The organism is Stutzerimonas stutzeri (genome assembly GCF_002890915.1).
GTDB lineage: Bacteria > Pseudomonadota > Gammaproteobacteria > Pseudomonadales > Pseudomonadaceae > Stutzerimonas > Stutzerimonas stutzeri_AF.
In genome coordinates, this window is the sequence record NZ_POUT01000003.1 from 122,904 (window position 1) to 138,464 (window position 15,561).

General features: G+C 66.5%; 11 protein-coding genes. 4 read left to right on the top strand and 7 right to left on the bottom strand.

Annotation, left to right across the window (positions count from 1 at the left end):
* Positions 1-51: 51 nt before the first annotated feature.
* The 4 genes from CXK94_RS07675 (at position 52) to CXK94_RS07690 (ending at position 4,097) form a co-directional block, all read left to right on the top strand.
* Positions 52-510, top strand: a complete 459-nt coding sequence (locus CXK94_RS07675) for an FxsA family protein (protein WP_102893883.1) — start codon at positions 52-54, stop codon at positions 508-510.
* 247 nt (positions 511-757) lie between these two features.
* Positions 758-1,051: a co-chaperone GroES gene (locus tag CXK94_RS07680; RefSeq protein ID WP_102893884.1), complete on the top strand. Its 294-nt coding sequence runs from the start codon at positions 758-760 to the stop codon at positions 1,049-1,051.
* 47 nt (positions 1,052-1,098) lie between these two features.
* Positions 1,099-2,739: a chaperonin GroEL gene (gene groL / locus CXK94_RS07685; RefSeq protein ID WP_102893885.1), complete on the top strand. Its 1,641-nt coding sequence runs from the start codon at positions 1,099-1,101 to the stop codon at positions 2,737-2,739.
* Between the two features lie 1,127 nt (positions 2,740-3,866).
* Positions 3,867-4,097: a hypothetical protein gene (locus CXK94_RS07690; protein ID WP_102893886.1), complete on the top strand. Its 231-nt coding sequence runs from the start codon at positions 3,867-3,869 to the stop codon at positions 4,095-4,097.
* Between the two features lie 26 nt (positions 4,098-4,123).
* On the opposite strand, the gene CXK94_RS07695 is transcribed toward CXK94_RS07690, so the two are convergent.
* The 7 genes from CXK94_RS07695 to CXK94_RS07725 all read right to left on the bottom strand — a co-directional run bounded on the left by CXK94_RS07695 (position 4,124) and on the right by CXK94_RS07725 (position 15,412).
* The gene (locus CXK94_RS07695) at positions 4,124-7,180 is read right to left on the bottom strand and encodes a multidrug efflux RND transporter permease subunit (protein WP_102893887.1); all 3,057 of its coding nucleotides are present in this window, start codon (positions 7,178-7,180) and stop codon (positions 4,124-4,126) included.
* A 9-nt stretch (positions 7,181-7,189) separates the two neighbouring features.
* Positions 7,190-8,326: an efflux RND transporter periplasmic adaptor subunit gene (locus CXK94_RS07700; protein ID WP_102893888.1), complete on the bottom strand. Its 1,137-nt coding sequence runs from the start codon at positions 8,324-8,326 to the stop codon at positions 7,190-7,192.
* A gap of 206 nt (positions 8,327-8,532) precedes the next feature.
* A complete protein-coding gene (locus CXK94_RS07705; protein ID WP_102893889.1) occupies positions 8,533-10,155 on the bottom strand; it encodes a methyl-accepting chemotaxis protein in 1,623 nt (540 codons plus the stop codon).
* Between the two features lie 95 nt (positions 10,156-10,250).
* Positions 10,251-11,345, bottom strand: a complete 1,095-nt coding sequence (locus tag CXK94_RS07710; RefSeq protein ID WP_102893890.1) for a DUF1513 domain-containing protein — start codon at positions 11,343-11,345, stop codon at positions 10,251-10,253.
* 3 nt (positions 11,346-11,348) lie between these two features.
* Positions 11,349-12,425, bottom strand: coding sequence for an imelysin family protein (locus CXK94_RS07715; RefSeq protein ID WP_102893891.1), 1,077 nt, complete (start codon positions 12,423-12,425; stop codon positions 11,349-11,351).
* A gap of 70 nt (positions 12,426-12,495) precedes the next feature.
* Complete coding sequence (locus CXK94_RS07720; RefSeq protein WP_102893892.1) at positions 12,496-13,908, bottom strand: di-heme oxidoredictase family protein; 1,413 nt, start codon at positions 13,906-13,908, stop codon at positions 12,496-12,498.
* Positions 13,909-14,065: 157 nt separating this feature from the next.
* Complete coding sequence (locus CXK94_RS07725; protein WP_102893893.1) at positions 14,066-15,412, bottom strand: imelysin family protein; 1,347 nt, start codon at positions 15,410-15,412, stop codon at positions 14,066-14,068.
* Positions 15,413-15,561 lie beyond the last annotated feature (149 nt).

The window sequence follows — 15,561 nt, forward strand, 5'->3', positions numbered from 1 at the left end:
CCGCCGTCATCTACAGATGACTGGAAGCCAATCTTCCGTCAAGGATCATCGATGCGAATCTTCTTTGTGCTGTTCCTGTTGTTTCCGCTGGCCGAGTTGTACGTGCTGATCAAGGTCGGCAGCTCGATCGGCGCGCTGGCGACCATCCTGCTGCTGGTGCTCAGCGGCATCGCCGGCATCCTCCTGCTGCGCCTGGCCGGCTTCGCCACCGCCTGGCGCGCCCGCGAGCGCCTGGCGCGCGGCGAGCTGCCGGAGCGCGAGATGCTCCAGGGCCTGATGATGGCCATCGGCGGCGGGCTGCTGTTCCTGCCGGGCTTCATCAGCGACGGGCTGGCGCTGCTGATTCTCTTCCCGCCGACCCGCAACCTGCTGCTGCGCGTGCTCAACCGCCGGATCGAGGCTCAGGTGCGCCGCCAGCGCGCCTTTGCCGACGACCTGCAGGCGCGTTCCGGCCCGCAGCGACCGAACGTGATCGAAGGCGAATGGGAGCGGCGCGACCGTGATCGGTAACGTCACCGCACGACCGACCGGCATGCCAGATGGCATGCCGGTTTCGTTTCCAGCCATGAAAATTTCATCGGCGCCCCTTGAAATACTCTTGAACGCCCGCATGTAGCGGACACCGCAAGGTCGCTGTCGGTGTTCGACAGTCCGTCTTCTGCGGCTCGCGCTGCGGGCCGCAACCGGCACCGCCGGATTTGCTAACCCGCCGATCACGTGGATCGGCATGGAACCACTCTAGTAGGAGAGATCGACAATGAAGCTTCGTCCTCTGCATGACCGCGTCGTGATTCGTCGCAGCGAAGAAGAAACCAAGACCGCCGGCGGCATCGTCCTGCCGGGCTCCGCTGCCGAGAAGCCGAACCGTGGCGAAGTCGTTGCCGTCGGCGCTGGCCGCGTCCTGGACAACGGCGAAGTGCGCGCGCTGGCCGTCAAGGTCGGCGACAAGGTGGTGTTCGGCCCGTACTCGGGCAGCAACACCGTCAAGGTCGATGGCGAAGACCTGCTGGTGATGAGCGAGAACGAAATCCTCGCCGTCATCGAAGCCTGATTACCGCGAATCTCCGTACATAATTCACGAATTGAGGATCAATCAAGATGGCTGCTAAAGAAGTCAAATTCGGCGACTCCGCACGCAAGAAGATGCTGGTGGGCGTGAACGTCCTGGCCGACGCGGTGAAAGCGACCCTCGGCCCGAAAGGCCGCAACGTGGTGCTGGAGAAGAGCTTCGGCGCTCCGACCATCACCAAGGACGGCGTTTCCGTCGCCAAGGAAATCGAGCTGAAGGATCGCTTCGAGAACATGGGCGCCCAGCTGGTCAAGGACGTTGCGTCCAAGGCCAACGACGAGGCCGGTGACGGCACCACCACCGCCACCGTGCTGGCCCAGGCCATCGTCAACGAGGGCCTGAAGGCCGTTGCCGCCGGCATGAACCCGATGGATCTGAAGCGCGGCATCGACAAGGCCACCGTCGCCATCGTCGCCGAGCTGAAGAACCTGGCCAAGCCGTGCACCGACTCCAAGGCCATCGCCCAGGTCGGCACCATCTCCGCCAACTCCGACGCCTCCATCGGTGACATCATCGCCGAAGCCATGGAGCGCGTGGGCAAGGAAGGCGTGATCACCGTCGAGGAAGGCTCGGGCCTGGAAAACGAACTGTCCGTCGTCGAAGGCATGCAGTTCGATCGTGGCTACCTGTCGCCGTACTTCATCAACAAGCCGGACACCATGGTCGCCGAGCTGGATAGCCCGCTGCTGCTGCTGGTCGACAAGAAGATCAGCAACATCCGCGAACTGCTGCCGGTACTCGAAGCCGTTGCCAAGGCCGGCCGTCCGCTGCTGATCGTGGCCGAGGACGTCGAAGGCGAAGCCCTGGCGACTCTGGTAGTCAACAACATGCGCGGCATCGTCAAGGTCGCCGCGGTCAAGGCGCCGGGCTTCGGCGACCGCCGCAAGGCCATGCTGCAGGACATCGCCATCCTCACCGGCGGCACTGTAATTTCCGAGGAAGTCGGCCTGAGCCTGGAAACCGCTACCCTGGAGCACCTGGGTAACGCCAAGCGCGTCGTGCTGAACAAGGAAAACACCACCATCATCGACGGCGCCGGCGCCCAGGCCGACATCGAAGCCCGCGTCGCGCAGATCCGCAAGCAGGTCGAGGACACCACCTCCGACTACGACAAGGAGAAGCTGCAAGAGCGCCTGGCCAAGCTGGCCGGCGGTGTTGCCGTGATCAAGGTCGGTGCTGGCACCGAAGTCGAGATGAAAGAGAAGAAGGCCCGCGTCGAAGACGCCCTGCACGCCACCCGTGCAGCCGTCGAGGAAGGCGTGGTGCCTGGCGGCGGTGTCGCCCTGGTGCGCGCGCTGCAGGCCATCTCCGAGCTCAAGGGCGAGAACGAAGATCAGAACGTCGGTATCGCGCTGCTGCGTCGCGCCGTCGAGGCTCCGCTGCGCCAGATCGTCGCCAACGCCGGCGGCGAGCCGAGCGTGGTGGTCGACAAGGTCAAGCAGGGCGAAGGCAACTACGGCTTCAACGCCGCTTCCGACGTCTACGGCGACATGATCGAGATGGGTATCCTCGATCCGGCCAAGGTCACCCGTTCCGCGCTGCAGGCTGCGGCCTCCATCGGCGGCCTGATGGTCACCACCGAAGCCATGGTTGCCGAAGTGGTGGAAGACAAGCCGGCCCCGGCCATGCCGGACATGGGCGGCATGGGTGGCATGGGCGGCATGATGTAAGCCGACCGGCCTCCCAGCCTCGAAAAAGAACCCCGCCTCGTGCGGGGTTTTTTTTAGGTTCATCGCGCTTTCTTGGAGAAGCAAGGATTGACACCGGACTGGCAAGATTGGGTGTTGCTGCCATTTGGTTTGGGCTTGCGCCTTGGTGATCAGGGCGCTTACCGAGTGTGCTGACGCTTCTGGTTTCGGCCCCCCGGCCGAGTCACTTTCTTGTTGCTTGCCCAACAAGAAAGTAACCAAAGAAGAAGGGCACCCGACATCCGGGTCTGTCCGCTACGCGGCCAGACTCCCCTCCTTCCGGTGCCGCTCCGGGGGCCGTCACGAAGGGACGTCCCTGTCCCTTCGTTCCTCGCTCGGCGTCCATGCCTCGCGTCCCCCTGCGCGACACCTCCACTCGGCCTCCTGACGGGAACGGAGTCCGAGTCGCCTGGACGATCAAAGTTTTTGCTTTTCGCTTTTTGCTCAATGCACGAACTATCAGGCGACGCCAAACGCCCCTTCAGGAGGGTGAGCGGAATCGTCGTGGAAGGGGTTGAGCGGCATGGACGCCGCGAGAGACGCGAAGGGACAGGGACGTCCCTTCGCGGCGTGCCCCTGGAGCGGCGATGGAGCGAACGGACCCGGAGCGAAGCGCAGGGCCGGATGCAGGGGCAAGCGTTTTTGCTTACTTTTTTCGCGACTGAAAAAAGTGAGTCGCCCAGCAGGGCGAAACCAATCTCTCAAGCAACTCGCTAAACGCCCCATGAAAGCAAAACTTTCATTCAACACACCCAATCTTGCCAGTCCGGTGTCAAGCAGCCTGTCCCCATGAAATGCGAAGAACCTTTTTATGGCTCTTTCCCCGTGGCATGGAGGCTTGCTGGAAGTGCCTGACCGGGCCCGCGTGCAACGGCCCGGTGTTCGACCCTGCGCACGCAGGCAGGTTGGCACTGAGCGCAGCCCAACAGGCATCGCAGGAACGTGTTGGGCTTCGTCGCTTCGCTCCTCAACCCAACCTACGCCCCCCAGGCTGCGCGCCCCGCCCCAACCGACCTCAGGCCTGCACCAACCGTTCGTCCAAAAACAGCGGCGGAATTAATCAGCTGAGCTACGTTCAGTTAACTAGCGGTCTATCAAGGGTTTACGCCATGAAGCTGGAAATTGCTCGAGGAATGTTTCTCGTCGGCGCGCTTGGTGTGGCCACGCTCTGCGTTGCGGCCTGGCACGAACCTGGCGCGACACTGGTGCAAAGCGGCGAAAGCCGCAGCTATTGCCCGCTGCCGCCCGCTGCCAGGAACGGAGGCACGGCGTTGCGTCCCGACCGGGACTTGCTGCTGTTCCTGTACGGCCTGTCGCAGGGCGGGGGCGGCGCGGGCTGAGTCAGCGTATGTTTTTCAATGGCCTGCTAGTGCGTCGCGTCTGCCGCGGCTTCGAGCGGTGGCCGGTCCGGCCGGGCCAGCAGGTCGTACACCGTCGGTAGCACGAACAGGGTGAACAGCGTGCCGACCGACATGCCGGTGGCGATCACCAGGCCGATGTCGAAGCGGCTCACGGCGCCGGCGCCGCTGGCGATGATCAGCGGCACCATGCCGAACACCGTTGCCGCGGTGGTCATCAGTACCGGCCGCAGGCGGATCGCCGCGGCTTGCTCCACCGCTTCGCGCCGGCTCAGGCCCTGTTCCTGCCGCAACTGGTTGGCGAACTCGACGATCATGATGCCGTGCTTGCTGATCAGGCCGATCAGTGTCACCAGGCCCACCTGGGTATAGATGTTCATGCTCGACAGGCCGAGGAACAACGGCACCAGCGCGCCACACACCGACAGCGGCACCGTCACCAGGATCACCAGCGGATCGCGGAAGCTCTCGAACTGCGCGGCCAGCACCAGGAAGATCACCGCCAGCGCCAGGGCGAAGGTCAGGTACAGCGCGCGGCCTTCCTGCACGTACTGCCGGGAAGCGCCGGCGTAGTCGAAGCTGAAGCCCTGCGGTGCTTCCTCGCGGGCGATGCCCTGCAGTGTCTCGATGGCCTCGCCCATGCTGACGATGGGGAAGCCCTGGATGGTGGCGGCATTGAGCTGCTGGAACTGCTTGAGCCGGGTCGGTCGCGCGCGGTCGCGCACCTGGATCAGCGTCGACAGCGGCAGCATCTGCCCCCGTTCGTTCTGCACGTAGTAGTTGCTCAGCCAGCCGGGATTGTCGCGGTAGGCGCGCTCGACCTGGGCGATCACCTTGTAGCTGCGCCCTTCGATGGTGAAGCGGTTGATCTCGCTCTCGCCGAGCAGCGTGCTCAGGGTCAGGCCGAGATCTTCCATGGAAACGCCCATCTGCGCGGCCTTCTCGCGGTCGATCTCGACGACGATCTCCGGCTTGTCGAAGGCCAGGTCGATGTCGAGGAAGGCGAACTTGCCGGACTCCTCGGCCCGCTTGCGGATGCGCTCGCTCACCTGCAGCAGCGTCTCGTAGTCGTTGGCGGTGTTGATCACGAACTGGAAGGGCAGGCCTTCGCCGGTGCCCGGCAGCGACGGCAGGTTGAAGCCGAAGATCTGCAGGCCGGGCAGCCGGTCGAGCCTGGCCTGGACCTCGGGGAGGATTTCCATCTGCGAGCGTTCGCGTTCGTCCCAGGGCTTGAGCAGGAAGCCGCCGATGCCGCTTTGCACGCCGTCGAAGCCGTTGATCTGGAACCAGGAGTAGTACTCGGGGAAGCTCTGGAAGATTTCCAGGAACTGGTCGGTATAGGCGCCCAGGTAGTCGAGGTTGGCCGTCTGCGGCGCGTTGGCCATCATGAATACGATGCCCTGGTCCTCTTCCGGCGCCAGTTCGCTTTCGGTGAACTTGAGCAGCACGGGAATCAGTGCGAGGACGAGCACGGCGAACACCAGCACCACCGGCCGGGTACCCAGGGTGGCGTGCAGGGCGCGCTGGTAACGCTGCTTGAGGCGTTCGAACAATTCGTCCAGGCGATGGGCGAAGCCGCTGGGGTTCTCCTCGTGGCGCAGCAGCCTGGAGCACATCATCGGCGACAGGGTCAGCGCCACCACGCCGGAGATCATCACCGCGCCGGCCAGGGTCAGCGCGAACTCCTTGAACAGCGCGCCGGTCAGGCCCTGCAGGAAGCCGATCGGGGCGTATACCGCGGCCAGGGTGACGGTCATCGAGACCACCGGCATGGCGATCTCCCGCGCGCCGTCGAGGGCCGCCTGGAACGGCGATTTGCCCTGCTCGATATGCCGGTGGATGTTCTCCACCACGACGATGGCGTCGTCCACCACCAGGCCGATCGCCAGCACCATGGCCAGCAGGGTCAGCAGGTTGATCGAATAGCCCATGGCCTGCATGAAGAACAGCACGCCGATCATCGACAGCGGGATGGTCACCACAGGGATCAGCACGCTGCGCAGCGAGCCGAGGAAGAGGAACACCACGACGATGACGATCAGCGCGGCCTCGGCGAGTGTTTTCAGCACTTCGTCGATCGAGGCCTGGATGAACTCGGTGGCGTCGTAGGCGATGGTCGCCTTGAGCCCGGGCGGCAGCTGCGCCTCGATCTGCGGCATGATCGCGCGCACGCCCTTGATCACGTCCAGCGGGTTGGCGCTGGGCGTGCCCTTGATGCCGATGTAGACGGAGGGGATGCCGTCGAACGAGCTGATCGAATCGTAGCTTTCGGCACCCATCTCGACGCGCGCCACGTCGCCCAGCAGCACGCGGCTGTCGCCCTGGGTCTTGAGCGGAATGGCGGCGAAGGCTTCCGGGGTCTTCAGCTCGGTGTCGGCGTTGATGCTGGTGACCACGTACTGGCCCTTCACCTCGCCGGCGGCGGCGAGGAAGTTGTACTTGCGCACCGCCTCGTTGACGTCGCCGGCGGAGATGCCGTAGGCGGCCAGCTTCACCGGGTCGAGCCACAGGCGCATGGCGAACACCTGGTTGCCGAGGATCTCGGCCTCGGCCATGCCCGGCAGGGTGGCCAGCTTGGGCTGGATCACCCGCGACAGGTAGTCGGTGATCTGCGGGTTGGACAGCTGGTCGCTGTAGAAGCTGATGTACATCAGCGCGGTGGAGTCGGCGGCCTGCTTGTTCAGCACCGGGTCCTCGGCATCCTGCGGCAGCTGGTTCTTCACCGAGTTGGCCTGGCTCAGCAGCTCGGTGTAGAGGCGGTCGGTGTCGGCGCCGATGCGCGCGAAGACCGAAATCACCGAGGCGTTCTGCTGGCTCACCGAGGTCATGTAGTCGATGCCTTCGGCGCTGGCCAGGCTCTGCTGCAGCGGCTGGGTGATGTAGCCCTGGATGGTCTCGGCATTGGCGCCGGGATAGGCGGTGGTGACCGTGATCAACGCGCTTTCCATCTGCGGGTACTGGCGGATGGTCAGGCTGTTGAAGGCCTGCAGGCCGAGCAGCACGAGCAGCAGGCTGATCACGCTGGCCAGCACCGGGCGACGGATGAAGGGATCGGTGAATGCCATGGGCCACCCTTAGTCGGTCGTGGGCTGCTGATCGGGCTCCGGCTCGAGCGTGCGCGTGTCGGCGAGGCTGACGTGGGTGCCGTTGTCCAGCTTGAGCTGGCCGGCGGTGATCACCCGTTCGCCGCCCTCGAGCCCGTCGAGGATCAGCACCAGCCCGTCGCGGCGCTCGCCGGTGCTGACGAAGCGCCGCTCGACCACCAGATAGGGCTCGTCGCTGGCCACGCCTTCCGGCGGGGTACCCTCGCTGACCAGCAGCACCGAGTTGCCGTACAGCGTGTAGGTGATCGCGGTTTCCGGCACCACCACCTGCGCGGTCCGGGTCGGCAGCAGCACCTGCAGGTCGGCGAACATGCCGGGCAGCAGGCGGCCATCGGGATTGGCCAGCTCGGCACGTACCTGCACGTTGCGCGTAGTCGTCTCCACCTTTGGGTTCAAGGCGCTGATCACCCCCTCGAAGCGCTCGCCGGGGTAGGCGGCGACCTGCAGCTGCACGCGTTGGCCGAGCGCCAGCAGCGGCACGTGCTGTTCGGCCAGGTAGAAGTCGACGAACAGGGTGGAAAGGTCCTGCAGGGTAGCGATCGGCGTGCCGGCGGCGAGGAAATCGCCGACATCCACCTGGCGGATGCCGATGGTGCCGGCGAAGGGGGCCAGCACGCGCTTCTTCGCCAGGCTGGCGCGCAATTGCGCGACGCTGGCGTCGGCCTTCTGCAACTCGGCGTTGAGCCGGTCGAATTCGCTGCGCGAAACCGCTTGGCGCTCGAGCAGGCTGCGGGCACGCTGGAACTCCAGGCGCGACAGGGCGAGATCGGCCTCGGCGGCGTCCAGGCTGGCCTGTTCGACCTCGCTGTCGAGCAGGACGATGGGCTGGCCCTTGGCGACCTTCTCGCCCGAGCGGAATTGCACCTCGCTGACGGTGCCGGCGACCTCGACGCTGAGGTCGATGCCCTGGGACGCCTTGAGCGTGCCAATGGCCGGCAGGCGGCTTTGCCAGTCGAGCCGGCGTGCGGTTTGCGCCTCGACGCTGATCGCCGGCGCAGGGGCGCTGAATTGCTGGATCTGCTGGTAGATCGAGTTGAACTTGAGCGCGGCGAGGATCAGTACGACGACGATCACCGCGCCCAGCATGAACAGCATGCGGCGCAACATTTTCCATGTTCCTTGGAGACGTGAGCCGGCTGTCTACTGCCGTGATCGAGGCAGCCGTTCGGGTGGTTCGCTCGTGGCCGGGGCGGCGGCGATCTTGGCCTGTGCATGGCGGCCGGATGCCCGAGCGAGCGAGGAAACTTAGCCTCGAATCGGCTGCAAGTAAAGGGGCGGACCGTGGCGCGGTTCGCCCCTTTCGGGCGGGGGGATCAGCCCGCCAGGCGTTGCGTCACGTCGCTGAGCTGGGCCGACAGGCCGTGAAGGTTGCGGCTGGCGGTTTCGGTGCGTTCGACGTTCGCCTGGTTGCGGGTGGCGATCGAGGTGATCTCGGTGATGTTGCGCGAGATGTCCTCGGCCACTGCGGTCTGCTCTTCGGCCGCAGTGGCGATCTGGCGGTTCATGTCGCGGATCGCCTCGACCGCCTCGGTGATCCGTTGCAGCATCTGTCCGGCCTCCGTCACTTGGCCGAGGCCCTGTTCGCTGCGCGCCTGCCCGCTCTCGATGGCGCGTACCGCGTCGCTGGCGCCGGTCTGCACGGTATCGATGATCTGGTGGATTTCCGCGGTGGATTCGGCGGTGCGCCGGGCCAGCGTGCGCACCTCGTCGGCGACCACCGCGAAGCCCCGTCCGGCCTCGCCGGCACGCGCCGCTTCGATGGCCGCGTTGAGCGCCAGCAGGTTGGTCTGGTCGGCGATGCCGCGGATCACCTCAAGCACCTTGCCGATGCGTTCGCTGTCGCTTTCCAGGCGGCGGATCACCTCGGCGGTGGTGCTGATCTCGCCGCTCATGCGGCTGATGGTCTCGATGGTCGAGCGCATCACCACCTCGCCCTGCTGCGCCGAGCGGTCGGCGGCATCGGCCGCCTGGGCCGCGTCGGCGGCATGCCGCGAGACCTCCTGGGCAGTAGCGGACATTTCGTGCATGGCGGTGGCGACCTGGTCGGTGCGCGAGAACTGGTCGCGGGCGCCCTCGGCCATCAAGGTGGCGATGGCGTTCAGCTCGCCGCTGGCGCTGTCCAGGTTCGAGGTGCTGCGCTGCAGCTGGGCGAAGGTGTCGGCAAGGAAATCACGCAGGATGTTCGCCGCCACGGCCAGGCGCCCGAGTTCGTCGGCGCGGCTGGCATCCACGCGCTCGGCGAACTTGCCCTGGCTGAGGCGGGCGATGTGTTCGATCAGTGTGCCGATGGGCTTGACGATGTTGCGGTTGACCAGCCACAGGCTGAGCAGCGTCACCAGCACGCCGGCCAGCAGCATGGCCAGCGGGCCGAGCAGGGCGGTGGCATCGGCATCCGCGCTGATGTCGGTGGCGCGGGCGCTGGCGGACTGCTGCAGTTGCGCGAGCAATTCGCCCATCTGCGCGCTGGTGGCACGGTCGATACCGGTCACCGCGGCGTCGCCGGCCACGGGGTCGCTGCCGGCGGCGATGAAGGCCTCCAGACCCTTGCGATAGGCGCTACCGAGGGCGCGATGCTCGTTGCGCAGGGCCTCGACCTGGCGGGCCAGCAGCGGGTCGTCGGCGCTCCGTTCGAGCAGCGCAGCGAGCCTGGCCTGCACCTTCGCCTCCTGTGCTTCGAACTGCGCCCAGTAGCGCTCGCGGGCGTCGGCCTGCTTGCCGCGCAGCAGCACGTTCTTCCATTCCTGCACCTGGATCTTGAATTCCAGGTTGGCTTCGCCGATCAGCTGCGCTTTGGCCATCGGGCCATCGAGCAGCCCCTGGAATTCATCGAGGTCGCCATTGAGGACATGGATGCAGAGCAGGGCGGTGAGCAGCATCGACAGCAGGCTGCCGCCGATCAGCGCGAGCAGTTGCGCGCGCAGGGATTTCCGGAGCATGGAGAGGATTCTCGTCGTAGAGCGAATGGCGAACGTCGCTGGGCATCCCTGCCTACGCTCCCCCTTTCTCGGCGGCGATGGGGTTTTCTTGAGCGCTAGACCACCCGCAAATGGTTGTCCCAGAGCCCCGCGGGCAGGCTCAGCGGGGTGCTGGCGATGTGCGTGCCGCGGCAGTCGAGCAGCCGGCAGCGGCCCTGGCCGGAGCTGACGACGAAGCCCTCGGGTACCGCCGCGACGCCGGCACAATCGGGCAGGTGGATTTCCTGGCGCAGCCGGGTGCTGTCCAGCTCCCAGAGCAGCACCTTGTTACCGCGCGGGGCAGTCACCGCCAGCAGCCGCAGCGCGTCGTGGATGGCCAGGCTGGCGGTGTACTGGTTCATGATCTGGCGCTGCGCCTCGCCCAGCGGGAAATGCTGGAACGGCTGTCCCGGGCGCTTGATCGCCAGCAGCGGCACGCGGTCCATCGGGTCACCTTCGTACTGCTGGCCGGAGACCACGGTGCCGTCGGCGGCCACGGCGAGGTGGCGCACGCTGTTCATCCGTTCGGGCAGCTGTTCCTTGCTGACCAGGCTGCCGTCGCGGCGCAGCAGCACCAGGCTTGGCTCCATGGCGTCGAGGTTCATCATCTCGCGGCTGTCGGCCTCGGTGCGAATGCCGCCGTTGGCGACCACCAGGGTCTCGCCGTCCGGCATCCACAGCAGCTGGTGCGGGCCGATGCCGTGGGTCGGGTGCTCGCCGACGCGCCGCAACTGGCGCCCTTCGAGGCGGTAGACGCCGAGCACGCCGCGACCGGCCTCGGCGGTGTCGTTCTCGGTGCTGTAGAACCACTCGCCATCCTTGTGGAACACGCCGTGGCCATAGAAATGGCGGTCGGCCGGCGAGGCGAGCACCTGCAGCAGGCGGCCGTCGCGCGAATCGATCAGGTAGCTCTCGCGGCTCGGCCGTCGACCGACGAAGACCGCCAATGGCAGATGCGGATGCGGGTAGACGTCATGGCAGCGTTCGGCCACCGGCGTGGCGAAGGCCTGGCTGCCGTCGAGCCGGTAGCCGACCGCATAGTGGCGGCCGTCGGCATCGTCGCGGGCCGAGAGCAGGACCGGCTGCCCGCCGTGGCGCATCAGCGTCCAGCCGCCGATGGCGCCGGCGGCCAGCGCGGCACCGCCCAGGCCGAGGAGGGTACGCCGCTTCATGCTTCAGTCTCCGTCGTGGGCGTTGAAGCCGATCTGCACGCCCAGGGCGCGCGCCAGTTCCTGCTGGTGCAGGCGATGCAACTGGTCCAGCCGCATGTACAGCTCGTTGAGGCGGGCCCGCCCGGATTCGTCGGCGAGCAGTTCGGCGAAGGGCTGGTCCAGCTGCTGCAGCCGCTGGCGCAGCTCGGCATAGCCCTGGTCGATGCGCCGGGCCAGCTCGGCCTGTTCAGTGCCGAGCAATTGGCGCAAGCCGTCCTGCTTGGCGCCCGACCAGACGCGCTCGGCGCCGGCGAGCACCGCGGCGATGCTCGCCAGGGTTGCATCGCTGCGCCAGGCCTCGGCCTGGTACGGCTGTGGATGGCCCTTGGTCTGGCGCCCCAGCGGCGCGCCGAGCTTCTTCTTCAGGCCATCGAGGGCGGTGACCTGCACCCGCAGCAGTTCGGCGACCGCCTCGCTGGGCTCGGCATAGCGCTCGTTGGGGAAGCTGCGCAACTGGTCGGCCATGCCGCCCTTGGCTTCCCACTGCTGCAGGACGTCGGCCGAGAGCCGCTGCTGGTGTTCGCCGATGGCCACCAGCAACGGGCAGTAGCGGGCCTTGCTGGCGCTGTCGGCCAGGTCGATGCTCTTGTCGAACATGAGGTACTCGTAGGCCGTCAGCCCCTGTACCACGACGCTGGCATTCTCCAGGTCGGCCTGGGTGAGATCGGGCTTGTTGTCGAGCAGGGTGGTGACCTGGCGTGCCACCAGGTTCTTCTTGTCCGGCCAGAACTGCACCTGCCAGGCACGGTTGCCTTCGCCCATGGGACCGATCAGCAGCGGCTGCATTCCGGCCCAGGCAGTCTGGGCCTGGAGGAAGGCTTCGCGTGCCTGCTCCAGCGGCTGGTTCCCGGCGCAGAAGGCGATGGCGCTGGCGGCCAGGCGCCGGTCGGTTTCCGCCCACTGGATGTAGGCCGGCAGCAGCACGCCGTCGGCCAGGGCCTTGCTGGCTTCTGCCTGTGGATCGGCCGGGGTGCAGGCGCTGAGCAGCAGGCCGGCCAGCATGCTGCCGGTGGCGATGCGGATGGAGCGGGTGTGGGTCATGGCATCCTCGTCAGCAAGGCTGTGTTCATTGCTCCCGTCCGGTGGCGGGGCTCATATAGGGATGGTGCGCTCAGAGCGACTCGAGGAAACTCAGCAGCGCCTCGCGTTGTTCGCGGTCGAAGCCGAGCACTTTCTGCCGCGCGGCTTCGGCTTCGCCACCATGCCAGAGAATGGCTTCGAGCAGGTTGCGCGCACGGCCGTCGTGGAGAAACTGGCTGTGGCCGCTGACGGTCTCGGTCAGGCCGATGCCCCATAGCGGCGGGGTGCGCCACTCGCGGCCGCTGGCCTCGAATTCCGGGCGGTGGTCCGCCAGGCCTTCGCCCATGTCGTGCAGCAGCAGGTCGGTATAGGGGCGGATCGGCTGGTTGGCCAGCTCCGGCTCGGCGGCATCCGCGGCGGTGGTGAACTGCGGGATATGGCAGCTCTGGCAGCCGGCACGGTGGAACAGCGTCTTGCCGGCGAGCACCTGTGGATCGTCGACATTGCGCCGCGCCGGTACGCCGAGGTTGCGGGTATAGAACAGCACCTGGGCGAGGATGGCGTCGCTGACCTCCGGCTCGCCGCCGTCCGGCATCGCCCGGCATTCGACCTGCCGCTCGGTGCAGCTGCTGCCGCTGAACAGGCGGGTGGACAGGCCCATGTCGTTGAAGAAGGCATCGGAATTCTGCTGGTTCAGGCTCGGCTGGCCGGCCTTCCAGCCGAAACGGCCGATCACCGTTTCACGGCTGAGCTGGTCGAACACCCGGTTGGGCCGCCCGGAGATGCCGTCGCCATCGCGGTCGTCGGGGTCGGCATTGGCCAGCAGCGCCTGTTCGGGGATGGCTTCGAGCAGGCCCAGGCCGATCATCGGCGGGGCGATGCGCAGCGACATCCGGGTATCCGGATGCAGTTCGCCATAGGCCAGCTCGCTCAGCTGCACCTGCGGCTTGCGCAGCTCCACTTGGGTGCCGTCGGCGAAGCGTACCGTCTCGATGCTGTAGGCGAGGCGGACCTTGCCTTCCGGCGCGACGCCGGGGATCGCCATGTCCTGCAGTTGCCCGCCATAACTGGGTTCCGGGGCGATGCCGCGCTGCCGGACCACCTCGGCATGCTCCGGGCCGGCGGGGATTGACAGGCGCACCAGCATGGACACGGCGCTGGCGGCTTCGGGCCCGGGCGGATGGCCGCGGCCGTCCTTGATGTGGCAGTTCTGGCAGGCGTTGGTGTTGAGCAGCGGGCCGAGACCGTCGCGCGCGGTGGTGGAGGACGGCGCGATCACCCAGGGGTTGCGGAAGAAGCTGTTGCCGACGCTGAAGTCCAGGCGGCGCATCGGTGCGAGATTCGCCGAGGGCAGGGAAAAGGCGTTCTGGTCGAACTTCATCACCGTGGCGCTGCCGGCCGAGAGCGCTTCGCCGGGTTCGGCATGCTCGAAGCGGGGCGCGTCGTCGCAGGCGGCGAGAGCCAGGGCCAGCAACGGCAGCAGACGGCGGAACAACGGGAACATCGGAGCGTACCTGCGGCAAGAAAAAAACGACGCAATCTTAGCAGGCTAATCGAATTCGAATAAGAGGGATTTGCATTTGCGCTTTAGGGGAAAGCCCGCGGCGGCGACGGCAAGACCGCACGGGCACGGCAGGGCGCCGCACCCGTGTGGCGAACGATCAGAACTCGTGGTCGGCGGTGTCCGGGTTGAGGTCGCTGATGCCGAGCGCGGCGGCCGCCTGCTCGATGGAGGCGGTCTGCTTGACCAGTGCAGCGATGGCGTTGCGCACCTTTTCCTGGCCTGCGCCGTTGTCGGCGGCGATCAGTTGGTCGAAGGCTTCGCCGTTGTTGGCGCTTTCCACGAGCACCTGCAGCTTGGCCTCGGTGGTTTCCAGGTCGGTCTTGAGCGTGCTGTCGAGCTCGGGGTTCACGGCCTGCACCAGCGATGCCAGGCTCGCGCCGCTGAGGGTGCTGCCGTCGACGCGCTGGTATTCGCCCAGGTAGATGTTGCGGATGCCCTTGGCGTTGTAGAAGTGCGAGTTGTGGGTGTTGTCGCTGAAGCAGTCGTGCTCGTCCTCGGTGGAGTTGGCCTCCAGCGCGACCTTCATGCGTTCGCCGGCCAGCTCGCCGAGCGACAGGCTGCCCATGCCGAAGAGCATCTTGCGCAGGCCGTTTTCCGCCGATTCGGCTTCCAGGCTGGCGCGGTAGTTGTCGGTGCCGGCCTGCCACTGGCCGACCATCTCCTGCAGGTCGCTGACCAGCAGGTCGGTGGCTGCCTTCAGGTAGGCGCGACGGCGATCGCAGTTGCCGCCGGTGCAATCGTCGCCTTCGAGGTAGTCGGTATACGGACGCTGGCCGGCACCCGGGTTGGTGCCGTTGAGGTCCTGGCCCCAGAGCAGGAATTCGATGGCGTGATAGCCGGTGGCGACGTTCGCTTCGGAGCCGGCCAGTTCGTTGAGGCTGGCCAGCAGCTCGCCGCTGATCTGGCTGACGTCGATCTTGTCCTCGCCGATCTGCAGTTCGGTGTTGGCGATGATGTTGGCGGTGGCGCCGGGGTTGCCCAGGGCGTGCTGGTAGTCGCCCTCGACGTAGTCGATCAGGCCCTCGTCCAACGGCCAGGCGTTGAGCTGGCCCTCCCAGTCGTCGACCACGGCATTGCCGAAGCGGAACACCTCGCTCTGCATGTAGGGCACGCGGGCGCCCAGCCAGGCCTGTTTGGCGGCTTGCAGGGTTTGCTCGCTGGGGGTGGCGAGCAGGGCGTCCACGGCCTGCTGCAGTTCGACGGCAGTGGCGTGGGCATCGCTGAACACGGCCAGGGCCAGGTCGGCATAGTGGCTGACGACGGCCTTGGCGGCACTCTCGTCCGGCGCCTGCTCCTGGGCTTTGGCTTCCTCGGCGGGCTGGCTCTGGGTGGTGGCCTGCGGAGCGGCTGCCTGGTTCACGGGCGCTTTGTCTTCACCACAACCGGCGAGGGAGATGGCCACGGCCAGGAGGCTGGCGGGTGCCCAGAAGGGAGTGCGTAGCATGTGTGGATTCCTTTGCGTGCGAGAGTAAACGGATGCGCGGCCGGAGGGCTGCTCGTGGAACCGGATAATAATGCGAAAGATTTTCATTTTGTGCAAAGCGAATGCGTGCGCCGCCTCTCTCTGCGCATTCGCCGTTGCCGCTAGAATGC